Below are 20,088 nucleotides of genomic sequence, written 5' to 3'. Positions count from 1 at the left end.
ATATGCCTTAGATTAAGTGCTGTTTTTCCAACTGCTGTTTGAGAGCAGCTTCTTCATTTATGAGGAAGTGGAAAAAATCCAACTATTTCCTTGGCCTGCTGCAGCCCCCCTGGTTAATGAGGAAGTTCCCGGTGTCTTTACCCTCCCGTTACCGCATCACCGGACTCCGCCGGCTCCGTTTCCTTCTGCCGTAACTCAGCGACATGAGGAAGCAGAGCACCATGACGAGCGCAGCCGCCGCATAAGGGAAATTCACATCCATATCGAACAGGATTCCGGCAACAATCGGGCCGGCAATATTGCCAAGACTGGTGTAGGCAGAGTTCATCCCCATGACAAACCCCTGCTGCGATTCATCCGCCATCTTGGAGAGTTGTGTGCCGACGGCGGGGCGGAGAATATCCATTGCCAAGAATACGATGAAGGTCACTGCAACGATAGCTGCGAACCCATGAACGAACAGCGTGAGGAAGATAAACAGTCCGGCAATGAGCAGACAAATGGAGATCACTCTATTTTCGCCGAAACGGTTCAAAATCCAGCTAAACACTGTAACCTGAACCACCGCACCCGCGATGGAACCGAATGTCAGGACAAACGCAATATCCTTAGGAGTGAACCCGAACTTATGATCCACAAACAGCCCGAACACTGTATCATAGTTAGCCAGTCCGAAGGAGAGCACGAATATGATCACCAGACCGAAGAAATAAGGCTCCCGGTAAGAGCGTAGCATCTGCATCCCCAGATTCTCCTTGTTCCCCTCATCAGACTTCGCTTCATGTCGCTTCTCCGCAGACAGTGATTCCGGCAGAACGGCAAAAGTAATGAGTGCCACAACGGCAGCCGCTCCGGCAGCGACGAAAAAAGGGACCCGGATGCCGAGCTCAGCCAAATACCCGCCAATTCCCGGACCAATGATGAATCCCGTAGTGATGGCCGCATTAATCAAGCCCATACCTTTGGCGCGTTCTTCAGAAGAAGTCGTATCGGCAACATAAGCCATAACCGCCGGCATAATCATCGCCGCACCCGCACCGCCGAGCATTCTGGATACGAAGAGCAGCCAGGGTACCGTGGCCAGACCAAAGAGCAGCTCCGAAAAGGCAAAGACAATTAGTCCGGCGATAATGATTTTTTTGCGGCCCATCCGGTCCGACCAGTTCCCGGCAAACGGTGATACCAGCAGCTGTGTCAGGGCAAAAGCGGCCACCAGCAGTCCGACAACACTCCCGCCAATGCCCAGCTCATTCATGTAGGTCGGCATAATAGGGACAACCAGACCAATCCCCGTGAACGCCAAAAATATATTCAACATCAGGAGCAGCATCGCGCCCCGGTTTCTTAGTAATAATGACATTGTAAATCCCTCCGTATTTCCCGGGCAAATCTTCAGGCTCCAGGTGTACTTCATCTCATGTAATAACAGTCTCTCCCATTAACGGCAAAGAACTCATAACGGCACGGGTACAGCTGCTTGCATAACGCCGTGGACTAGACCGACCATCCGGTCTATTTAAAAAATGATAATTTATACGCTTCGCACCGCAAATAATTATCCCTATCTTTCACGCAGAAACAGCCTGAAAGCAATATGCAATATCGCTGCCTCGGAAGCATAAGCTCCTATGAATGAAGCTTAGCCGTTTCTGCTTGTGGATTAATAATCCCGTTTACCGTTCAGCTCTCCCGGGTACGCAGTCCTTTAAGCAACAGCTGAATGGCCCCGCGGTAATATTCCCTGATATCCTCAGGCCCCTTGGCGAGTGCTGTAATCTCGCTGACCCTGCCGATCCCTTCCAGCATGCCGCTGACGATGGTCACATAGTTGTCCAGATTGCCTGGAATCAGATATCCGGAATCCATACCCTCCTGAAGCAGGTCACGGCAGGCCTGTGAAGCAGATTCGTAGATCTGCGAGAGCCGCTGGCGGATATCATCGGTAAGCGTACGGGATCTGGCGTATTCCTCCAGCGCATGAATCAGCGGATTCTGGAAGTCATTCGCGTAATGGTCTCCCAGCGCGAACAGCCTGGCTTCCGTCCCGCTGATCTTGCTCCGCAGCTCCTCCCACTCACAGAGCCACTTCTGGGTATCATCCTCCACCACATACAAGAACAGTTCATCCTTGCTGGGAAAATGGTGATACAGGCTACCCTTGCTGACCTTCGCAGCTAAGCAGACTTCATTCATACTTACCGCACCATAACCCTTGTGTGCGAACAAATGTGAAGCATTCTGCAGAATGCGGTTCTTGGTTTCTTCTCCATCCGAGCGTCCTTTGATATGTATCCCCCCTATAGACCGACTGACCGGTCTAATTATAACATAAGGTCAAGCCCTAGCACAACACCCGGTGAGACTATCCAATAACCCACACAGCGGGACATTATCTTCGATGATTACGCAGCTACTTTCCGTGAACTCCGAACGTATTTATCCTTGTAAAAAAGGCATACCGGATACATCTCCGGCATGCCTTTTAGTACAATTATTGATGTCATAGCCCTATATGGTTCAGAAGTCAATCAGACCCAGGCTGATTTGCAGCGAATCATCCACCAGCTTCATGGTCTCATCGTCCAAGTGGGTGATCTTATCGGTTAAGCGTTGTTTGTCAATGGTCCGAACCTGCTCCAGCAATATAACGGAATCCCGGTCAAAGCCATGGGCAGCCGCATCAATCTCCACATGCGTCGGCAGTTTGGCCTTCTGGATCTGGGCAGTGATAGCTGCCACAATTACAGTCGGGCTGAAGCGATTGCCAATGTCGTTCTGAATGACCAGTACCGGCCTAACTCCGCCTTGCTCTGAACCCACGACCGGTGAAAGGTCGGCAAAAAAAACGTCGCCGCGTTTAACAATCAATATTTACACCCCGCTTACTAAGCGGCCAAGAGTACTGTCTGCATCTTCCTCTGCGAGAAAGGCCTCGCTTGCCATGGTCAAATTAATCTTAGCCATTTCCATGTATCCCCGCTGCATCGACTCCCGGATGGTACGTTTCCTCCGTTCAGTCAAGTACAGCTTCATGGCCTGCCTGATCAATTCACTACGGTTAGAGTTCTCCAATTGAACGATCCCATCCACTTCCTGCAAGAGATGATCGGGCAAGCTGATCATGATTCTTTTGGTGTTCTGCAAATTGGCCACCTTCTCTTCCACCCCCACAAACCTTCTGCCCTTGTGTTCCAGTGTTACAATATACAAGGAATTTTATACAAGGAATATATGCCGCCAGTATATCAAGTATGCTGCATCCCATTATAAACTAGAAATGGCGGTTCGTATAGACTATAAGTCACATGCTCTATACGGGTAGTCCTTATTTTCAATTCCTGGATAAGGTCTCTGGTCAGGGCTTCAAGTCTGCAGCAAGGGATTCACGAGGTTGGGTAACATGCCTTCGCGTACATATACGCGGGGCACCCGGTGAGCCAGCATACAGATGACTTCGTAGTGAATCGTCCCAAGATGGAGCGCCAGTTCGTCTGCCGTGATCGACACAGCTCCCTGGCGGCCGATGAGTACAACCTCTTCGCCAGCTTTGATTTGTTCCGCTTCTTCAGCGAAAGATTTGAGTGATACCATACACTGGTCCATGCAGATGGTTCCGACGACAGGAACGCGGCGTCCGCGTATTAGCACCTCCGCTTTGCCCGTTAGCATGCGGGAATATCCGTCAGCGTATCCCACGGGAAGCGTAGCGATAACCTCATCGCTGTCCGTGAAATACCGGGTGCCGTAGCTGATGCCTGAGTCAGGCGGCAGGGTCTTGATATAGACAGCCTGCGTCTTCAGCGTCATTACCGGGTGTAAAGCCACCAGCTCACGGTTCACCTCACTTGAAGGATAGAATCCGTACAAGCTTATGCCTACACGCACCATGTTGCTGGATAAGAGAGGTGTATCAATGGCCGTAGCGCTATTGCCCGTATGTATGATCGGGATCTTAATATCCATATCCCGAAGCGTTTCCGCCACGCTCATGAAACGTCGGTGCTGCATCAGTGTATAGCTTTTGTTCTGTTCGTCTGCCTTAGCAAAATGAGTAAACATGCCCTCCAGCTCCGCCTGCGCTACTGAATGCACTTCAGCAATGAAAGCAGGTGCATCGGCCGGCAATAATCCCAGCCTGCCCATCCCGCTGTCAATCTTGATGTGCACCTTCAGCCGGTGCTCCTTCTCTACAGGAAGCGCTCTAACAGCTTCCAGTACTTCCGGTGTGAACAGTGTTACGGTAACGTTATTCTTCCAGGCAACGGCTATTCCTTCCGGGGAGGTGTAGCCCAGCACCAGAATAGGAAGTAGTATTCCCGCCTGACGCAGCTCCAATGCCTCATCCAAAAAGGCGACACTAACATAATCCGCTCCAAGTCGTTCCAGCTCCCGGGTCACTTCCACGGCACCGTGTCCGTACGCATTTCCTTTGACGCATCCCATGAATTTGGTCTCCGGCAGCAGTGCCGCCCGGAAAGCCTCATAATTGGCACGCAAATCATCCAGATTGATCTCGGCTACTGTCGGTCGATAGCTTGCTTGCACTTCAGGTTCACCTTCTTACATTGTAGTAAAACATCTACGCCGAAATCACATAGAACTTGGGGTCTTACTGCAATGGTAATGCTCGGGAAGGCCGCTGTCAATGTAAGCAGAACTAGCAAAAAACGGACACTGCGTGTAGAGGAATAATTCCCACATTGCGCAGTATCCGCCTACTGAACTTTATTTACCCGATTGTTCCTCCATAGAAGCGGCTATTTGCATCATTTCCGTAACTGGCAGATTATCGCTCGTGATCCGGTATTCGACGCCCTCATTCATCCAGGTCAATGTCTGCTGCTCGTCTCCGCTGAGAAGTCCCCAGGTGAACCCGAGATCGATCACACTACCTGGAGCCAGCGATACCGCACGGTCCAGCGGACGGGCTTCCATAATGGTGTACTGGTAGATACCGTCATAGCGGATAAGCACCGCATGATCCTTGCTGCCTTCGATTTTGTTCGTATCCTTCAGCTTCACGCCTGCCGGAACATAATCCGGCTCGATGATTCCGAAGTCACCCAGTTCTGCCGTAACCGGCTGGCCGGCCTGTTCCCCGTCTTCCGCCACTACCGGATTTCCGTTCTCATCCACTTCAGCTACAGTGCTCTCTGAAGGTGAGCCCGTGGCCATATTCTTTTGCATATCAAAAGAATCTGCGGCGAATTCCGGATCAAACTTGAAGCTGTCGAAGGTCACGTTAACGACAACCTTGGCTTCGGAATCCGATACCTGAACCTGCTTGGGTTCATAAGTCTTTTTGGCGAGCCAGATCTTCTGGCGGACCAGCGCACTGCTCTGATAATTTGCGGCTACCTCAAACACATAATTGTCCCCGTCCTCTACGAACTGGCGGTTGTTGTCAGAGACAATTCCCTTGAGCAGCGTCTGGTACAGATATACCTGTCCCTGGCTGTCCGGCCAGTCGCTCTGGAAGCGGAAGCTTTTGCCGAGGCTTGGTGTCAGTACGAATACGCCCTCATCATTGCGCAGCACAATCTGCTTCACATCCTTCTGGACATTAGACAGGCTGATCCGGTAGTAGGACGGATTCTTGTACCACACTTCCACTTTGTATTCCTGCGGCTGCTCCCCGGTGTACAAGGTCATCGTGCCTGAGCCTTGATAAGCTCCCTGCTTGCTCTCCAGCTTGTCAGACACACTATTCAAATCCTTGACCACAGAGGCGGCATCCTTCTTCCCGCACCCCGTCAATACTAAGGCCACGCTCATAATGATCGCGAGTACCCATGTTATCCGGCGCATGACATCATCCCCTTAACCTGTTTTGAATGCATTGATTAGTACATGTCTATGAGGAACTTGGCCGCATTATGCAGACGGGCATGACAAGCGTAAGACTTGGACCAGTGAAAAGAAAAAAGCACCGGCTACGACTGTTTCATATGTTTTCACAATTTTATATTTTTAGATCACAAATTCTCTATAACTGCTTGTTATAAATAAGTCATCCCTAGGATAGGTCGCGTAGAACGCCTAATTTTTCATAGACATATATACATTGAAGGAGACTGGATCAGATGAAGAACATTAGTAGATTCACCCAAAAATTTAACACGATTTCATTAAAGGTTAAGCTGCCTCTCTTAATGAGCTTGCTTGTTGCTGCAGTACTGCTGGCCACTTCCGTTACGATATATTGGGTATCGTCCGATTTATTAGTGAAAAAAAGCAAAGATGAAATCAATGCCAATGCGGACCGGATCGGTGAAGGACTCTGGAATTCGATGAAATTTAAGCAAGAGGCGTCTTACGTAATTTCAGTACACGATACTTTCAAGGAGCTTCTGAAGCTTAGAGCAGAAGGCACACTCTCAGACCAGGAGTTCTACTCGTCAAAAAATCCGTACTACAGCAAAGCCAATAAAATTCTGCAAAACAGCATGAAGGGTAGCGTAGGTACAGACTCTATGCTCGTGCTGGATTTAAAGGGGACTATCGTGGCGGGAACCAATGCGGATAGTCATGGCCAATCCCGGTCGGACCGCGAATATTTCATAGAAGGTCTGAAAGGCGCTCCCTATATCGCTGATGCCATTGTGTCTAGATCAAACGGTACATTAGTTATCCCATTTGCCCAGCCCATCAAAGATCAAAGCGGCAAGCTGCTTGGCCTCTTCGTCTTCACCATAGACAGCAATCTTTTTCTGGACGAATTAGGCGGCATTAATATCAATCAGGAAGGCTTCGTCCAGATTGTCAGCCGTGGCGGAACCGTCCTCTACAACTCAGCCGATCCGTCGAAGAAAGGGCAAAGCCTTGGAAACACTCCGGAGATCAAAGCTTTTCTGGCTGACCGTGCTACTACAGAGATAAAAACCCAAACCACCACGATAGGTGATGATTATGTAAGAATCAGTAAAATACCGGGTGTTGACCTCACGGTATCGGTGTCAGATCCTTATAATGACATTAAGCGCCCTGTACAGGACATGTTTAACAAGCTGCTGATCGTTACGACAGTGGCCCTTCTTATAGCCGTCGGGTTCGGTCTGCTGTTATCCCGTTCGATCGCCAATCCCATTGTCAAATTGACCAGCCTGTTCACACAATTAGCTACCGGGGATTTGACCGTTGAAGCCGAAGGCCGCTATGACAATGAGTTCAGGGAATTGGCTGACAGCTTCAACCATATGGCCCGGCAAAATAAAGCTCTGATCAGCAGCATGAACGATTCTATCGCCATTCTTCATAGCAGTACAAATGAACTGGACGAAACATCGAAGCAAACCTCCCGGTCCATTAATGAAACCTCAGTCACTTCCATGGGGATCGCCCAGGCTATGGAATCCCAGTCCGAAGATACCGATACTATTGTCCAAAAATTTCATGGGTTTGGCGAGAAATTCGCTGCAATGAATCTCAATGCCCAGCTGGTCCGGACAAGAGCAGAAGAAATCGTCGGAGTCTTCCATACAAGCACACAAGTGGTTGAACAATTAATTGAAATCAACGTAAAGAATGAAGAGGAAGTTCATAAAATTTCAGAAATTACCTTGAAGCTTCAGGAGAGCTCCAGCAGCATCAGCCAAATTACAAATGCGATTAGCCAAATTGCAAGTCAGACCAATCTGCTGGCGCTGAATGCATCTATTGAAGCTGCACGGGCAGGGGAACACGGCAGAGGATTTGCAGTCGTAGCCTCCGAAATCCGTAAGCTGGCGGAGCAAAGCTCCAGACAATCGAATGAAATCTATGCGATCATCCAACAGAATCTTGCATATGTAACTGAAAATAATAGTAGTGTCGCAGCCATTAACCAAATTTCCAATAAACAGGATGAACTCGTGGGGCATACCCAGGATTCATTCAAAACCATTCTGAAGAAAATCACAGAAATAACTGCCCAGATCAAAACCATGGCAGATGAAATTTCCTATTTGCAAAATGACAAAGATGAAGTCATGGAATCCGCCCAAAGCCTGTCCGCTTCAGGAGAAGAAATCTCAGCTTCGGTTGAGGAAGTTACAGCTACCATGCATGAACAATCCTCTACCGTACAGCGGCTTGCGGATATGGTCGAAACTATCGATCAGTTAACCAAGACCCTCGCCGATTCTGCAGCAAATTTCAAGGTGGAGTAACCTTCACCGCATGCCCATATAACAAAAACAACAGGCTGTGAACCCCCGTTCAGGGATCATTGCCTGTTGTTTGCGGTTCACCATCTGTCCCGGTTGCTATCCGGTTACCAGCGGATCGATTCGGCGATCTTCAGCACCTCGGCCCGGTCGAGACCATGGGTGCTGAGGTCATACAATACTCCGTTCGCTTCCCAGTCCAAGGTCCGTTCGTTCATCATGACGGCATCGACTCCATTGAGCTCCACCTGCTCCATCTTGCCGCTCGTCGACATCTCATAGGCGTTGTCCTTATTAGATAAGCGCAGCTGCATCCAGATCCGTTTGCCGGTCTGCTCACTAGTGAAGAACAATTCAACAACCTGTCCATTGACCCCTTCCTCGCCCTTGTAGAATTCTCCATGGTCAAAGGCGAAGCCCTCAGGCAGATATTCCGGCAGCTTCACTCTGAAGAGAGCGTATTTATCCAGCTCCGCAGGATCCTTGACGGCAAAGATGCGCGCCGCCTGTTCCTTATCCAGCTTCTCCTGCTCACTCTGGGTAATGAGTTTGTCTCCGTCAAAATTCACTATACGTTCACCCTCAGCATTAAAGACTGTGCCAAGCTTATGATTAAATGAAGTGATCGGATGGCCGTCTTTATCAAACATTTTGCCTTTCCACGCTTCCGGGAACTCCGGCTTGTAATTCGGATCCATTTCACTCGCAATAATGTGGCCGAGATTGATGGTATTCAACGCCCGGACAAGCATCTCCTGTGCAAAAGAAGGCCTGACGAAGGAAATACTCACTATGCCTGCTGCCAGCAGGGAAGCCACGATCATGGCCGGCCGTTTGATCCGTTGTCTAATGCTCATCTTTGGTTCCTCCTGTTCTGTTAAGACACGGTTTCTGGCTTGGAGGAGGACCGCCGCCTTGTTCGAGCCCTGGCTGAAATCCTGCCGGGCCAGAACTTCTCCCAGCTCCAGGAGCTCCAGATATTCCGCAGCATCCTTATCTGTAGCGGATGCCGGATTCCCGCTCCGGGCGTCCATATCTATGGAGAACTTCTGCCAGTCATCCTTGTTCATAATCCCTCCACGCTCCCAATTTCAGATTTCAGTTTCCTCATACTCCGGTAGAGGATAACCCCGACGTTGCTCTCTGATATTCCTGTAACCCGTGCAATTTCTGTATTCTTCAGATCTGCCCCGAATTTAAGGGCGATAATGTTCCGTTCCTTCGCGCTGAGTGTATCCAGCGCCCGGTTCAGCCTGTCACTCCGCTCGCTGTCCAAGATCAGCGCCTCAGGCTCTTTTTTGCCCGATACCAGCTCCCGGAGGGTATCCAGCGAGAAGAAACGGTGCCTGGCCCGGCTTCTGTAATAGTCATTCACTACATTTCGGGCAATGGCGAACAGCCACACTTCCAGCGGCGCCTTCTCCATGGAGTAACCGGATAGCTTGGACAGTGTCTTCTCGAACACCTGGCTGGCCAGGTCTTCGGCGGTGTAACGGCAGCTCACCCGGTAGGCAATATAATTGAATATCCGTTTATAGTAGGTTTCAAAGATCGCAGCGAACTGCAATTCTGTCTCCATATTTCCTCGAACCCTTTCGTGAATCAAAGGCTGCAATGCGCGCTCTTGCATCCTGATGGCCCTCCCTTCCCGGCTGAATTTACTTGGCCAAGTAATGTACATCAGCTAATACGTCACCTATAGCCATTCCATTACATCATCAGACCAAATAAAAATAAAGAAAATTCCAGCCCTGCCAATCCGAATACGAAGAGGGTGCCCTCAGCGCCATGTTAAATGGCCACGAAGAACACCCTCTGTCTATTAACTGCAGATGAACGAAATTGATTAAACCGTAAACTTAGATATACTCTCCTGAAGTTCTTCCGCAAGTCCCGACAACAGACGCGATGCGGCAGCAATTTCTTCTACGCTGGCCAATTGCTCCTGCGCTGAAGCTGAGACATCATGCGTTCCTTCAGAGGAAGCAATGGTGATCTGATTAATCTGCTCAAAAGCAATGACCAGCTCATGGGTGCCATTGGACATTTGCTGTGAAGAGTCCGATACGCCTTGAATCTGTTCATTAATTGCCCGGATAGAATCCTTGATCTCTGCAAAGGACTTCCCTGCGGTTTGAACCGCATCAATTCCGCGCACTACTTCCTTCTCTCCTTGGGAGACCATCTCTATCGTACGGTGCGTTTCCTGTTGAATCGAATGGATAACATCGGATACCCGCTTCCCGGATTCAGCCGTCTTCTCCGCCAGCTTGCGCACTTCACCGGCCACAACAGCGAACCCGCGGCCATGCTCCCCCGCTCTCGCGGCTTCAATAGCTGCATTGAGGGAGAGAAGATTCGTCTGATTGGCAATATCCGTAATAATAGCGATAATATCGCCGATTTCTTTGGAGCTTTCACCCAAAGCTCTGACCACTTGTGAGACATCTCCTACATTCGCGGACACAGCATTCATCTGGTCAACAGCGATTTCTACAGCCACGATACCGTCTGTGGCCAGCCCGAATGCTGCATCCACCGAGTCTTTGACATGAATAGATGCCTGTGCGATTTCCTTTGCTTCACCATCCATTTTCTGAACAAGGGCCACACTGTCTTCGATGCTGTTCACCTGGACCTGCGCACCTTCGGCCAGTTTCTCTGTAATCAGCGCGACATGCTCTGTAGCTTGTCCGGTCTGTTCAGCGCTGGCAGTCAGCTCTTCAGAAGAAGCAGCCACCTGCTCTGCATTCATGCCGACCTCCTGAATTAAGCTCCGCAAATGGTTGCCCATGTTATTGAAGGCTTGCGCCAATTGGCCGATCTCGTCCTTGTTCTTAATCTCAACAAGTGTATTCCTTAAGTCGCCTTCAGCAATCTGGGCGGCCATCTTCTGGAGCTTGCGGATCGGATTCGATATTGCTCTACTGATCAGAATACTGGCAAGCACGCCGAGAAGCAGGGCAGCTGCTGTCAAGGTAAGGACCAGGATCTTAATGTGAGCGACTTGATCAAACGTCTGATCGGCTGCTGCCTTCAGATCATCCTCCTGGAGCTTCACGAACCGCTCTGCGGTACTGCTGAATTTCTCCAACACTGGGGCCTGGCTGGCAATCAGCTCCAGGTAGGCGGCACTGTCATTCTGTTTCTTGCTGTCGATCACCTGCATGGCCGTACTGCTGTAGCGGCTCTGCAGCAGATCCAGACCTGCGATGATCTGTTTATCATTCCGGTCCTCGATCAGCGGCTTCAGCTGTGTTAATATTTTGTCAAAGTTCAACTGTGCTTCTGTAAATGCCGTCAGGCTCTCCTCATCGCCGTTGATTACATATCCGTAAAGACTGGACTTCTCCGTCTCTACCGTGATCCGCAAATCTTTGATTAACTGCACCGACTCCGATTTATTCCGCAGCAGATAAGTATAAGAGTTATTTACCTCTGAGAGATAAGAGTAGCTGCTGACAGACACGATGATCAGGAGCAGCAGAACTAGGCCAAACCCGCTGTACAGTTTTTTTCTGATCGTATATTCACCAATCAATCTGCTCATTTCTCGCCCTCCGTCCCAGAACCCTGCAGGATCCCGGTCGCCTCTGAGCGGTAAAATTTAGCACCTTGTTCCGGTGTAATGCTGCCTTCTACTACATGCTTGAGGATTAACAGGAAAGAATTACTTACAACAATGGAGTTCCCGGGAGCAGGAGCATCTATAGGCGCCGAATGGGTGTTCAGATATTTGATCAGCTCCAATTGCTGCTTACCGGTCTCATCCGCTTTTGCTGATAGCTTGGCAGAGATCACTTTGGATACCGGAATGCCGCGTTCGCCCTGGAGAATATCATTCGCCTCTGCATTATTCACGAAGAAGTCCAGGAATTTGACAGCTTCCTCCGGATATTTGGAATAGGAAGACACCGCCAGGAACATCGACGGCTTGATGAATCTGCCTTCACCGTCTTCTGTGATCACAGGAAGGGGCAGCAGCTTGATGGTGTGGCCGGCTAACTTGCTCAGCGCAGCAACATTATTGCTGAACCCGAAGTAAAAAGCCGATTGTCTGCTGATAACCGGATGACTCTCATCTACAGGGATATCTTGGTAGGAATCCGGCTTAATCAGGCCTTCGTCATACCACTGCTTATACAGGGACAGATAATCGGATAATATAGTATCGTCATCATATCCCAGATTCGTTCCTGCAGCGTTGAACATCGAGGCTCCGCGGGTTCTCAGATAATAATTCGCATTAAACATATTCCCAAGCGGATAGAAATCCGGAGTATCCACTGTTTCTTTCAGTTGCGTTAGCAGGGTATGCAGTTCATCAATCGTGTAGTCCATTGAAGGAACTGCAAGGCCGGCCTCCTGGAAAAACTCAGGATCGTACAAAAGAGCTTCAGAATTCATGCCGATATTCAGCGCAAATAATTCATCACCCTTCATCCCCGGAAGCAGTGTCGACTTGGCAATATCGGAAGTCGAAAGCGTCTTATTTTTTATGTAAGGATTCAGCGGTTCAATCAGATCACGGTTAATATAATCGAAGATGAAGCTGTAATCCCCCTGTATAATATCAGGTGTAGCCTGGTCGGCGGTCTCCATTGCCAGCTGGGTAGCAACATCATTATTCACTGAGTAATCTTCTGTCATAATATGTACGTTCGGATGCTGCTTCTCATAGAGTGCAATAACCTTCAGGGTATCCTGCTTGCGCTGGTCCTTCCCCCACCAGATAAACTTCAGCTTCACTTCCTGATCCTTGGCGGTCTTGTCCGCCGTACTTCCGTTTGATGAACTGCAGCCCAACATAGCCGCCAGTACAATAATACTAATTAACACCTGTGAAACTGTCCTCAATCGTCTTACACTCACTTCATCAGCCGCCTTTTCTTGTCGTTTAATGTCGAATTTTTGAATATATTGTAGTTTTATCTCTATGCTACTTTCTCTTTATCGGACACTCTATCGTCTTTATGAAATGGAAAATAGTACTTGTGAAAAAAATGTCACTTTGTATCTGTTTCCATAGCAGAACTTCTCCAAAAAGTTATTTTCCATATCAATAGTTATTGCACAAAAAAGACCTCTTGGTGTAAGAGGTCCTCAAACAGGGAGATTCCCAGTGAACCGCAGGCAGGGGTTCCGTGCTTATCCGTTATTCTTCTTTTCGGTCAAAAAGTAGACCAGCGCCAGCACCGGCAGAATAAGCCCGATCAGTGTGGCAAGGTTCCAGCCGCCGTAAGCATAGGCCCAACCGCCCAGAGAAGAACCCACCGCTCCGCCTACAAAAAATATCGCCATAAACAACCCGTTCAGCCGTCCTCTGGTTTCATTGCCGAGTGAATAAATGACCCGCTGTCCCAGTACCAGATTGCCGGATACACTCATGTCCAGAAGGATTGCCGTCAGTACCAGCAGGCCAAGTGTAAGTCTAGAATCATCTCTTAGCAGATAAGCCATGATAAACGATATTGCGGCGAGGGATATGGCAAGGCCAGTCAAGGGTCTGGTCCAGCCCTTGTCCGCCAGTCTTCCCGCAATCGGGGCTGCTACCGCTCCGCCCACACCGGCGAGAGCAAACAAGGCAATGCCTTGCTGGGACAGGTGATAGTAGCTGGACAGGTGCATTGGAACTGTCGTCCAGAACAGACTGAAGGCGCCGAACAGGCTGGCCTGGTATATCGCCCGGCGGCGTAACAGCGGCGTATGCATCCACAGTGTACCCAGCGAACGGATTAATTGGCCGTAATTCAACGTAGGTTCTGGCTTGCGTGCCGGAAGTATGCGGGACAGAAGCAGGGTCAGGAGCGCAATCACAACTGCAGAGACAACAAATATAGACTTCCAGCCCCACAATCCGGCCATGAAGCTTGCCACCGGCCGGGCAAACATAATACCCAGCAGCAGTCCGCTCATCACATTGCCTACCACACGGCCGCGTTCCTCTTCTGCCGCCAGATACGATGCATACGGCACCAGGATCTGCGCTGCCACTGAACCTAGCCCGATGAACATGGAGGCTGCAAGAAACAGCGGAGCATTCGGTGCAAGTGCCGCAGCTGCAAGTGCAGCTACGACCAGAATTAGGGACGTTACAGCGAGCCGCCGGTTCTCGATAATATCACTGAGCGGGACAATGAACAGCAGCCCGACAACATAACCGATTTGTGTCAGCGTCACAATCAGCCCCGTGGCTCCTGGAGACAGATGAATGGCCTGCCCGATCGGTCCGACCAGCGTCTGTGCATAATAGAGATTCGCCACAATCAGGCCGCAGGATACTGCGAGCAGAAATGTGATCCAGCCTGGAATAGCCTTGTGGTTTACAGAAGATACAGCTTGTTGTTGCATATCAATTCCACCTTTCAATTTTAAATACTGAACGTACAGTTTAGTAATTCCTATGACCAAATAATATACTAAACGTTCAGTTTTGTAAATAGGCGGTTTTATGATATACTCCAGTTACAGATCGATCTTGAGTTTGGATGTCGCAGGTTATATATGTAGTCATCTATTAGGAGGAACGCGCCATGGATAAGAAGAGGGGCCGGCCGCGCAATACGGAGGCGAAGAATGCCATTCTGAACGCTTCATATGATTTATTGCTGGAGATGGGATTCGGTGCAGTTACGGTGGAGAAAATCGCGGAACTGGCTCAGGTCAGCAAAGCGACCATCTATAAATGGTGGCCGAATAAAGCTGCGGTAGTGATAGACGGATATCTTTTTGCCGCTTCCGCCAGACTGCCTATACCAGACAGCGGCTCTGTGAAGGAGGATTTGGTGATCCACGCGGGAAATCTGGCCATGTTCCTGTCCAGCCGGGAAGGCAAAGTCATTACTGAACTGATCGGTCAAGGGCAATTCGACCCAGGACTGGCTGAGGCTTACCGCAGCAGATTTTTCGGTCCTCGCCGCCAGGAGGCCTGGCAGTTGCTCGAACGGGGAGTGGCGAGAGGAGAATTGAAGCAAGAGCTCGACATCTGGAGCAGTATCGACTTGATTTACGGGCCTATTTTTTACCGGTTATTGTTGACGGGGGATGCACTGAACGAGGAATCTGTCCGGAACTTAGTCTTGCTGGCGCTTGAGGGAATTCAGGCCTGACTGCTCTTTGTGATATTCATTAGTGAGGTCGTCCAATTTTTGAGACTGTCTGATTACACTGGGATGCAGGCGGCCGTGCTGCTCATCCATCTGATTCAGCCGGGTACGCTCCTTACAACGCAGTATGGCAAGTGGAAACGGCTTTGCCGTTCTTTTGTAAGGACGGTACCGTTTCAGCGAGAAATAGAAGGATAAGTTATCATGTGAAACATATAAATTCTTATATTTATATAAAAACCACCGGATATACGGGAATTTCCCCTGTCCGGTGGTTTTTGATTTTGTGCATGGCGGCATTTTTAACGGTTAGAAGGCTTTATCCTATACCCCATCTTTTCCAGATATGGATTAAGCTTCTCCAGCAGAGCGGCATGCTCGGCTAACTCAGCATCTGATACAATGCTATGATCCGGACCGCTCATTCGGGCTGTATACATCTTCCATTCACCAATCAGCTGCTGGACTGCAGCCAATTCTTCACCGCTAAACGTCTGCTCAGCCTTAACAAGCAGTTGATCGCTAAAGGCGGCGAAATCCGTATCCGTGGTGCTTGCGGCAGTTCCCGGAGCTTCTGCCTGATTCAGCTTGTCATTATACGGCTCAATTGCTGCAGCCAACTCCTTGTAGCGTTGCTGATCTGCGGCACTCAGCTTCTCAGGATGAAGCCCCCCCTGATCATCGGCGATCTGCAGATTATAGCCAGCTAACTCATGCAGCAGAGTTGACAGTGCAGTGAAGTCATCCCCGCTCAAACTGGACTTGGCCTGCTGTAACTTAGCCTCAAGCTGGTCGTAATGCTGCTGTGTGCCGCCGATCTTCGCTGTATTGTCCTGCGAGCCGTATAGTGAATCCGCCAGATAATTGTAACCGGCATACGCTCCGGTAGGGATTATTAAGGTTGCAGCTACTACTGCCGCTACCAGCCATTTTTTCATGCGTTTCCCTCCTTGTCTGAGTGCAATCCTGTTAAGGATCTCCCCTTTCAGTTCGGGTGGAGCGTGCATAGCTCCGGCTTCTTCCTGAAGCGCCCGCCGCAAATTGTGCTCAAGATTCATGCAGATCCTCCACCTTCCCTAACCTGATCGTAGTCACCTGATGTTTCCGTCTAAGCTTCTGCAGAGCGGCATGGAGCCGTGATTTCACCGTTCCCAGCGGAATCTGAAGGATGGCAGCGATCTCTTCCTGAGTATACTCATGCAAGTAATGCAGGATAATGACCTGCTTCAGCTTGTACGGCAAACGGCTTACCATATCGGTAAGTACCCGGTTTGCCATCCGGTCCACAACATCGCTGGCGAGATCATGTTCTATAGTCTGGCAAGTCTGCTCCGCTTTGTTCTGAATTCGGAACTGTCTCCACCTTCTTCGCCTATGGGCATGAATCTGCCGTATCGTGAGCCCCATAAGCCAGGGTCTAAACGCTTGTGTCCTGTCAAATTTCCTAAGTGAACGGTACAGCTCAATATATATCTCCTGCACAATATTCTCTGCATCTGAAACCCCGGAAACGAGGAAACGCACGGCCTTATAGACATCATGAATAGTCGCCTCGTATAACTCACCGTAAGCTTCACGGCTGCCGGCTAGCGTGAGTCCGATGAGCTGCGAATATGGTTCTGTTGTCTTCATCCGTCATTCCCCCTTCAGGCTTACACTATCTACTTGGAAGGATTCAGGGATTTCGTTCGATTTAATTCGCGATCTCTTTAGTCCGTGATTTCAAAGAAACCATTACAGTCATAAGTACAACCATTCCCGCTCCCAGTGCCTGGTACAGATTGAAGGGGACGGACAGCCAGATTACGGAGGAGACAATTGCTGAGACCGGTTCCGTACAGGACAGCAGGCTGGCTTCATGCGGAGCAATGTGGCGGAGACTGCCGATGTATAGATAGAAGGCGGCTAATGTTCCCAGCAGAATAACGAATAGAATAGCCAGAATGATAGACAGCGACCAATCGGCAGACGGAACGGACCAGACCGGATGAATGAGACTCATCCCTGCTCCTCCCACAATCATCCCCCAGCCCATCAGCAGTGAAGTGCTGTACAGCTTCAGCAGCGGACCTGAATAGAGGGTATAGAACGTCAAGGACACTGCGGATAGAATCCCCCAGATCAAGCCTCTCAGGGGAACGGTCAGCTCCGAGGAATCGCCGCCGGTCAGCAGTAAATACGTTCCTCCCAGCGCGAGCAGCGCACCGATGATATCCAGCGGAGCCAGCTTCGTTCTTGTCCAGATAACAGTGTACAGGAGAATAAACAACGGGGCTAAATACTGCAGCAGTGTGGCGATTGCAGCATTGCCTGACTCAATGGAAGCGAAGTACGTGTACTGTACCCCAAGCATGCCCAGCAGCCCGAACAGCAGCATTTGAAGAACGAATCTCCGGTCCAGCCACAGCTTCCATACCTGCGAGCCCTCCTTACGGAGTGTAAACATCAGGAACAGGACTCCCGATACCAGCAGTCTCAGGGTCACCAGCCAGGCTGCAGGCAGCATGGACTGCTGGAACAAATGCTGGGCGACCGTCCCCGATACTCCCCATAATAACGCTCCGCCGGAGGCCATAATAATTCCTTGGGTCCGCAACAATAACTCCACCCTCCTGCGTATATGTATAGATATTTAGTGTTAATTATACGGAATTACCGGCTGTCTCCTCTGGTAGATAGATCATACTAAACTTGAACCGTAACAGGCTTGACTTATCTTTGTTAACAGAACGTGACCCGCAAGCGGAGTTTTTCATTTATAATAAAATGGATTGGAATTTCCAGACTCCGGAGGTTATCTTATGAAAAAATTAATTGCCGCTTCCGCGATTGCCCTGCTCATCGCAGGTCATGCGGCGGCATCATCCATAAATATTGCCCATTCTGCTGCAGCTCCACTAGCCCTTAAGGTAGACGGACAAGCCGTTCTTCCCCAAGTTCCGCCATTCCATTCCAATGGGATATTATATGTACCGGCTCTTGCCCTGAAGGAATTTTACCCTATCCAGCTGCAATGGAATAATGTCCTCAAGCAGCTTACTCTCACGACTGGTTGGGATACTAAAGTCCTTACCCCCGGCAGCTCCTCTATCCAGGTCCGCTATACACAAACAGATGGAAGTTATCAAGATAGCCTGGAGGCTACTGTTATTCTTAAGGCCGGACATGTATATATTCCGGCAGATAGTCTGAATTCGCTTACGGGTGCTACCACAGAGCTGGAATCGGGAGGAACCCGGGTCGTGATTACGCCGGGCAGTCTCAGCACAACCGTCAGGGTTCCCGCTGAACCCCTCGTTGTGGCCGGGGGTCATGCCAAGGTCAAGCTGTATGCCGCGCTGAAGGACGGCAACACCTACAAAGGATTCATCCTGGAAGTGAACGGCAAGAAGCACAGCTTCGACTGGACCGTAGACAGAGATTTCTCGAATCCGCCCCAGCTCTTCTATGCGGATGTAGATTCAGACGGGAAACCTGAAGTAACCGTTGTGTTCACACTGGGTACCGGAACTTCGCTGGTAGTGCAGGAAGTTCATGTGGTCAAGCCTGAGCAGTGGAAGGAGCTCTCCGTGCCTGCAGCGGAACAAGCTGCTTCTGCTGTAGTATCCTCCAGCATTTCGCTGGATAAGAAGGATGTGCTGCTGAAGCTTGAGCTCAAAGGAGCAACCCCGTCCAAAGTAACGATAAGAATTCCGGACCGTGCAGAAGACGGATTGAAATATTTCGGCAAGACTGCAGGAATCGGTGCTGTTACCTACTACTCGGTGAAAGACGGCAAGCTGTTAGCGGATACCAGCCTAATGGTAGGAATGACCGAGAGCATGGGAACGCTGAAGCTGGAATACAAGGCAGGGACAGCGGGGCTGGAGCTTGGCTCGATCATTTTCGAACCGCATGATAGCACTCAGCAATTTGTAGAGAAGTAACCTGCGGAGGAAGGAGCAATTACGCATGATTGATGCCCATATACATCTGGACCAATATGAAGAGACTTTGTTATCCTCCTTGCTGCAGAGCTTGCCGGAGCAGGACATTGAGGCGCTGATTGCGGTCTCGATGAACCTCACTTCCAGTCTGCGTACTCAGGAGATAGCAGCCCGTTATCCCGGGCTGGTGAGACCCGCCTACGGCTTCCATCCCGAGCAGCCGCTGCCGCCGGAGGAGGAGCTGGCCGCGCTGCTGGACTGGATCACGCTCCATGCCCCGGATATGGCAGCTATAGGTGAAATCGGGCTTCCTTACTATTCCAGGGCCGAAGCTATAGAACGCGGGGAGGCATGGGATATGGAACCTTATATCCGGCTTCTGGACAGACTCCTTGAGCTGGCAGCTTGTTTAGCCAAACCGGTGGTGCTGCATGCCGTCTATGAAGATGCCTGGACCGTATGTGATTTGCTTGAGCAGCATCACATTACCCGGGCCCATTTCCATTGGTTCAAGGGCCCGGAAGATACTGTCGACCGTATGATCAGCCGCGGCTATTATATTTCGTTCACTCCCGATATTCTCTATGAAGAGGAGATTCAGGATCTCGCGCGCCGCTACCCGCCGGAGCTGGTCATGGCGGAGACCGATGGTCCGTGGCCTTTTGAAGGCCCATTCACCGGGCGTACCACCCATCCGGCAATGGTGCATGACGTTGCCGCCGCCTGGGGAGCGCTGCATGGATATACCGGGAGCGAGGCGAAGGCTATTCTAACAGCGAATACGGTGCGGTTCTACGGACTGTAGCTTAGCCGTCACCGTACCCCGGTGAATGATGGACTCGGCCGCGCCGCGGTGACCGCCAGCAAATCCTGTACAAACTACAACATTCCCCGCATCAAATCGTCCACAAT

General features: G+C 50.2%; 19 protein-coding genes. 4 read left to right on the top strand and 15 right to left on the bottom strand.

Features of this window, described 5'->3' with window-relative positions; translation table 11 throughout:
- Window positions 1–148: 148 nt before the first annotated feature.
- The 6 genes from MKX70_RS33345 to MKX70_RS33320 form a co-directional block, all read right to left on the bottom strand.
- Entirely contained in the window at window positions 149–1,360 is a 1,212-nt protein-coding gene (locus MKX70_RS33345) for an MFS transporter (protein ID WP_340841747.1), read from the bottom strand.
- A 320-nt stretch (window positions 1,361–1,680) separates the two neighbouring features.
- Window positions 1,681–2,244, bottom strand: coding sequence for a TetR/AcrR family transcriptional regulator (locus MKX70_RS33340; RefSeq protein ID WP_340841749.1), 564 nt, complete (start codon window positions 2,242–2,244; stop codon window positions 1,681–1,683).
- A gap of 273 nt (window positions 2,245–2,517) precedes the next feature.
- Window positions 2,518–2,868 carry a type II toxin-antitoxin system PemK/MazF family toxin gene (locus tag MKX70_RS33335; RefSeq protein WP_019913013.1) on the bottom strand — a complete coding sequence of 117 codons (351 nt, stop codon included), beginning with the start codon at window positions 2,866–2,868 and terminating at the stop codon, window positions 2,518–2,520.
- Window positions 2,869–2,871: 3 nt separating this feature from the next.
- Entirely contained in the window at window positions 2,872–3,153 is a 282-nt protein-coding gene (locus MKX70_RS33330; protein ID WP_039307597.1) for a CopG family ribbon-helix-helix protein, read from the bottom strand.
- A gap of 210 nt (window positions 3,154–3,363) precedes the next feature.
- Complete coding sequence (gene alr / locus MKX70_RS33325) at window positions 3,364–4,545, bottom strand: alanine racemase (protein WP_042233123.1); 1,182 nt, start codon at window positions 4,543–4,545, stop codon at window positions 3,364–3,366.
- Between the two features lie 180 nt (window positions 4,546–4,725).
- Window positions 4,726–5,808 carry a LolA family protein gene (locus tag MKX70_RS33320; RefSeq protein ID WP_042233121.1) on the bottom strand — a complete coding sequence of 361 codons (1,083 nt, stop codon included), beginning with the start codon at window positions 5,806–5,808 and terminating at the stop codon, window positions 4,726–4,728.
- Between the two features lie 275 nt (window positions 5,809–6,083).
- On the opposite strand from MKX70_RS33320, the gene MKX70_RS33315 reads away from it, so the two are divergent.
- On the top strand, window positions 6,084–8,147 hold the full coding sequence (locus MKX70_RS33315) for a methyl-accepting chemotaxis protein (RefSeq protein ID WP_340841746.1): 2,064 nt from the start codon (window positions 6,084–6,086) through the stop codon (window positions 8,145–8,147).
- A gap of 104 nt (window positions 8,148–8,251) precedes the next feature.
- Here the strand turns inward: MKX70_RS33315 and MKX70_RS33310 are convergent, their stop codons facing one another.
- The 5 genes from MKX70_RS33310 to MKX70_RS33290 form a co-directional block, all read right to left on the bottom strand.
- Window positions 8,252–9,214 (bottom strand): DUF4367 domain-containing protein, encoded by a 963-nt coding sequence (locus tag MKX70_RS33310; protein ID WP_340841745.1) that lies wholly within the window; start codon window positions 9,212–9,214, stop codon window positions 8,252–8,254.
- Window positions 9,211–9,774, bottom strand: coding sequence for a sigma-70 family RNA polymerase sigma factor (locus MKX70_RS33305; protein WP_340841744.1), 564 nt, complete (start codon window positions 9,772–9,774; stop codon window positions 9,211–9,213). Before MKX70_RS33305 ends, MKX70_RS33310 begins: the two co-directional genes overlap by 4 nt.
- Window positions 9,775–9,990: 216 nt before the next feature.
- On the bottom strand, window positions 9,991–11,694 hold the full coding sequence (locus MKX70_RS33300) for a methyl-accepting chemotaxis protein (protein WP_340789798.1): 1,704 nt from the start codon (window positions 11,692–11,694) through the stop codon (window positions 9,991–9,993).
- On the bottom strand, window positions 11,691–13,016 hold the full coding sequence (locus tag MKX70_RS33295; RefSeq protein ID WP_340841743.1) for an ABC transporter substrate-binding protein: 1,326 nt from the start codon (window positions 13,014–13,016) through the stop codon (window positions 11,691–11,693). The genes MKX70_RS33300 and MKX70_RS33295 overlap by 4 nt, the downstream gene beginning before the upstream one ends.
- Before the next feature lie 276 nt (window positions 13,017–13,292).
- Entirely contained in the window at window positions 13,293–14,495 is a 1,203-nt protein-coding gene (locus MKX70_RS33290) for an MFS transporter (protein WP_340789801.1), read from the bottom strand.
- A gap of 182 nt (window positions 14,496–14,677) precedes the next feature.
- On the opposite strand from MKX70_RS33290, the gene MKX70_RS33285 reads away from it, so the two are divergent.
- Window positions 14,678–15,253, top strand: a complete 576-nt coding sequence (locus MKX70_RS33285; RefSeq protein WP_042233109.1) for a TetR/AcrR family transcriptional regulator — start codon at window positions 14,678–14,680, stop codon at window positions 15,251–15,253.
- On the opposite strand, the gene MKX70_RS33280 is transcribed toward MKX70_RS33285, so the two are convergent.
- The 4 genes from MKX70_RS33280 to MKX70_RS33265 all read right to left on the bottom strand — a co-directional run bounded on the left by MKX70_RS33280 (window position 15,218) and on the right by MKX70_RS33265 (window position 17,858).
- Window positions 15,218–15,550, bottom strand: a complete 333-nt coding sequence (locus MKX70_RS33280; protein ID WP_042233107.1) for an aspartyl-phosphate phosphatase Spo0E family protein — start codon at window positions 15,548–15,550, stop codon at window positions 15,218–15,220. The two genes, MKX70_RS33285 and MKX70_RS33280, sit on opposite strands and share 36 nt — an antisense overlap.
- Window positions 15,551–15,552: 2 nt before the next feature.
- On the bottom strand, window positions 15,553–16,188 hold the full coding sequence (locus MKX70_RS33275; protein ID WP_197073038.1) for a DUF3600 domain-containing protein: 636 nt from the start codon (window positions 16,186–16,188) through the stop codon (window positions 15,553–15,555).
- A 109-nt stretch (window positions 16,189–16,297) separates the two neighbouring features.
- Complete coding sequence (locus MKX70_RS33270; protein WP_042233105.1) at window positions 16,298–16,882, bottom strand: sigma-70 family RNA polymerase sigma factor; 585 nt, start codon at window positions 16,880–16,882, stop codon at window positions 16,298–16,300.
- A gap of 61 nt (window positions 16,883–16,943) precedes the next feature.
- A complete protein-coding gene (locus tag MKX70_RS33265) occupies window positions 16,944–17,858 on the bottom strand; it encodes a DMT family transporter (protein WP_340841742.1) in 915 nt (304 codons plus the stop codon).
- Window positions 17,859–18,051: 193 nt separating this feature from the next.
- Here MKX70_RS33265 and MKX70_RS33260 point away from each other — a divergent pair, with 193 nt between their 5' ends.
- Together MKX70_RS33260 and MKX70_RS33255 are read left to right on the top strand one after the other, a co-directional pair.
- The gene (locus tag MKX70_RS33260) at window positions 18,052–19,176 is read left to right on the top strand and encodes a stalk domain-containing protein (protein ID WP_042233103.1); all 1,125 of its coding nucleotides are present in this window, start codon (window positions 18,052–18,054) and stop codon (window positions 19,174–19,176) included.
- 25 nt (window positions 19,177–19,201) lie between these two features.
- A complete protein-coding gene (locus MKX70_RS33255; RefSeq protein ID WP_042233102.1) occupies window positions 19,202–19,981 on the top strand; it encodes a TatD family hydrolase in 780 nt (259 codons plus the stop codon).
- The last annotated feature ends 107 nt before the right edge of the window (window positions 19,982–20,088 follow it).

Origin of the sequence: Paenibacillus sp. FSL R7-0312, from assembly GCF_038004445.1 — a bacterium.
Lineage (GTDB): Bacteria > Bacillota > Bacilli > Paenibacillales > Paenibacillaceae > Paenibacillus_AQ.
This window is presented reverse-complemented; position numbering and strand designations above follow the sequence as displayed.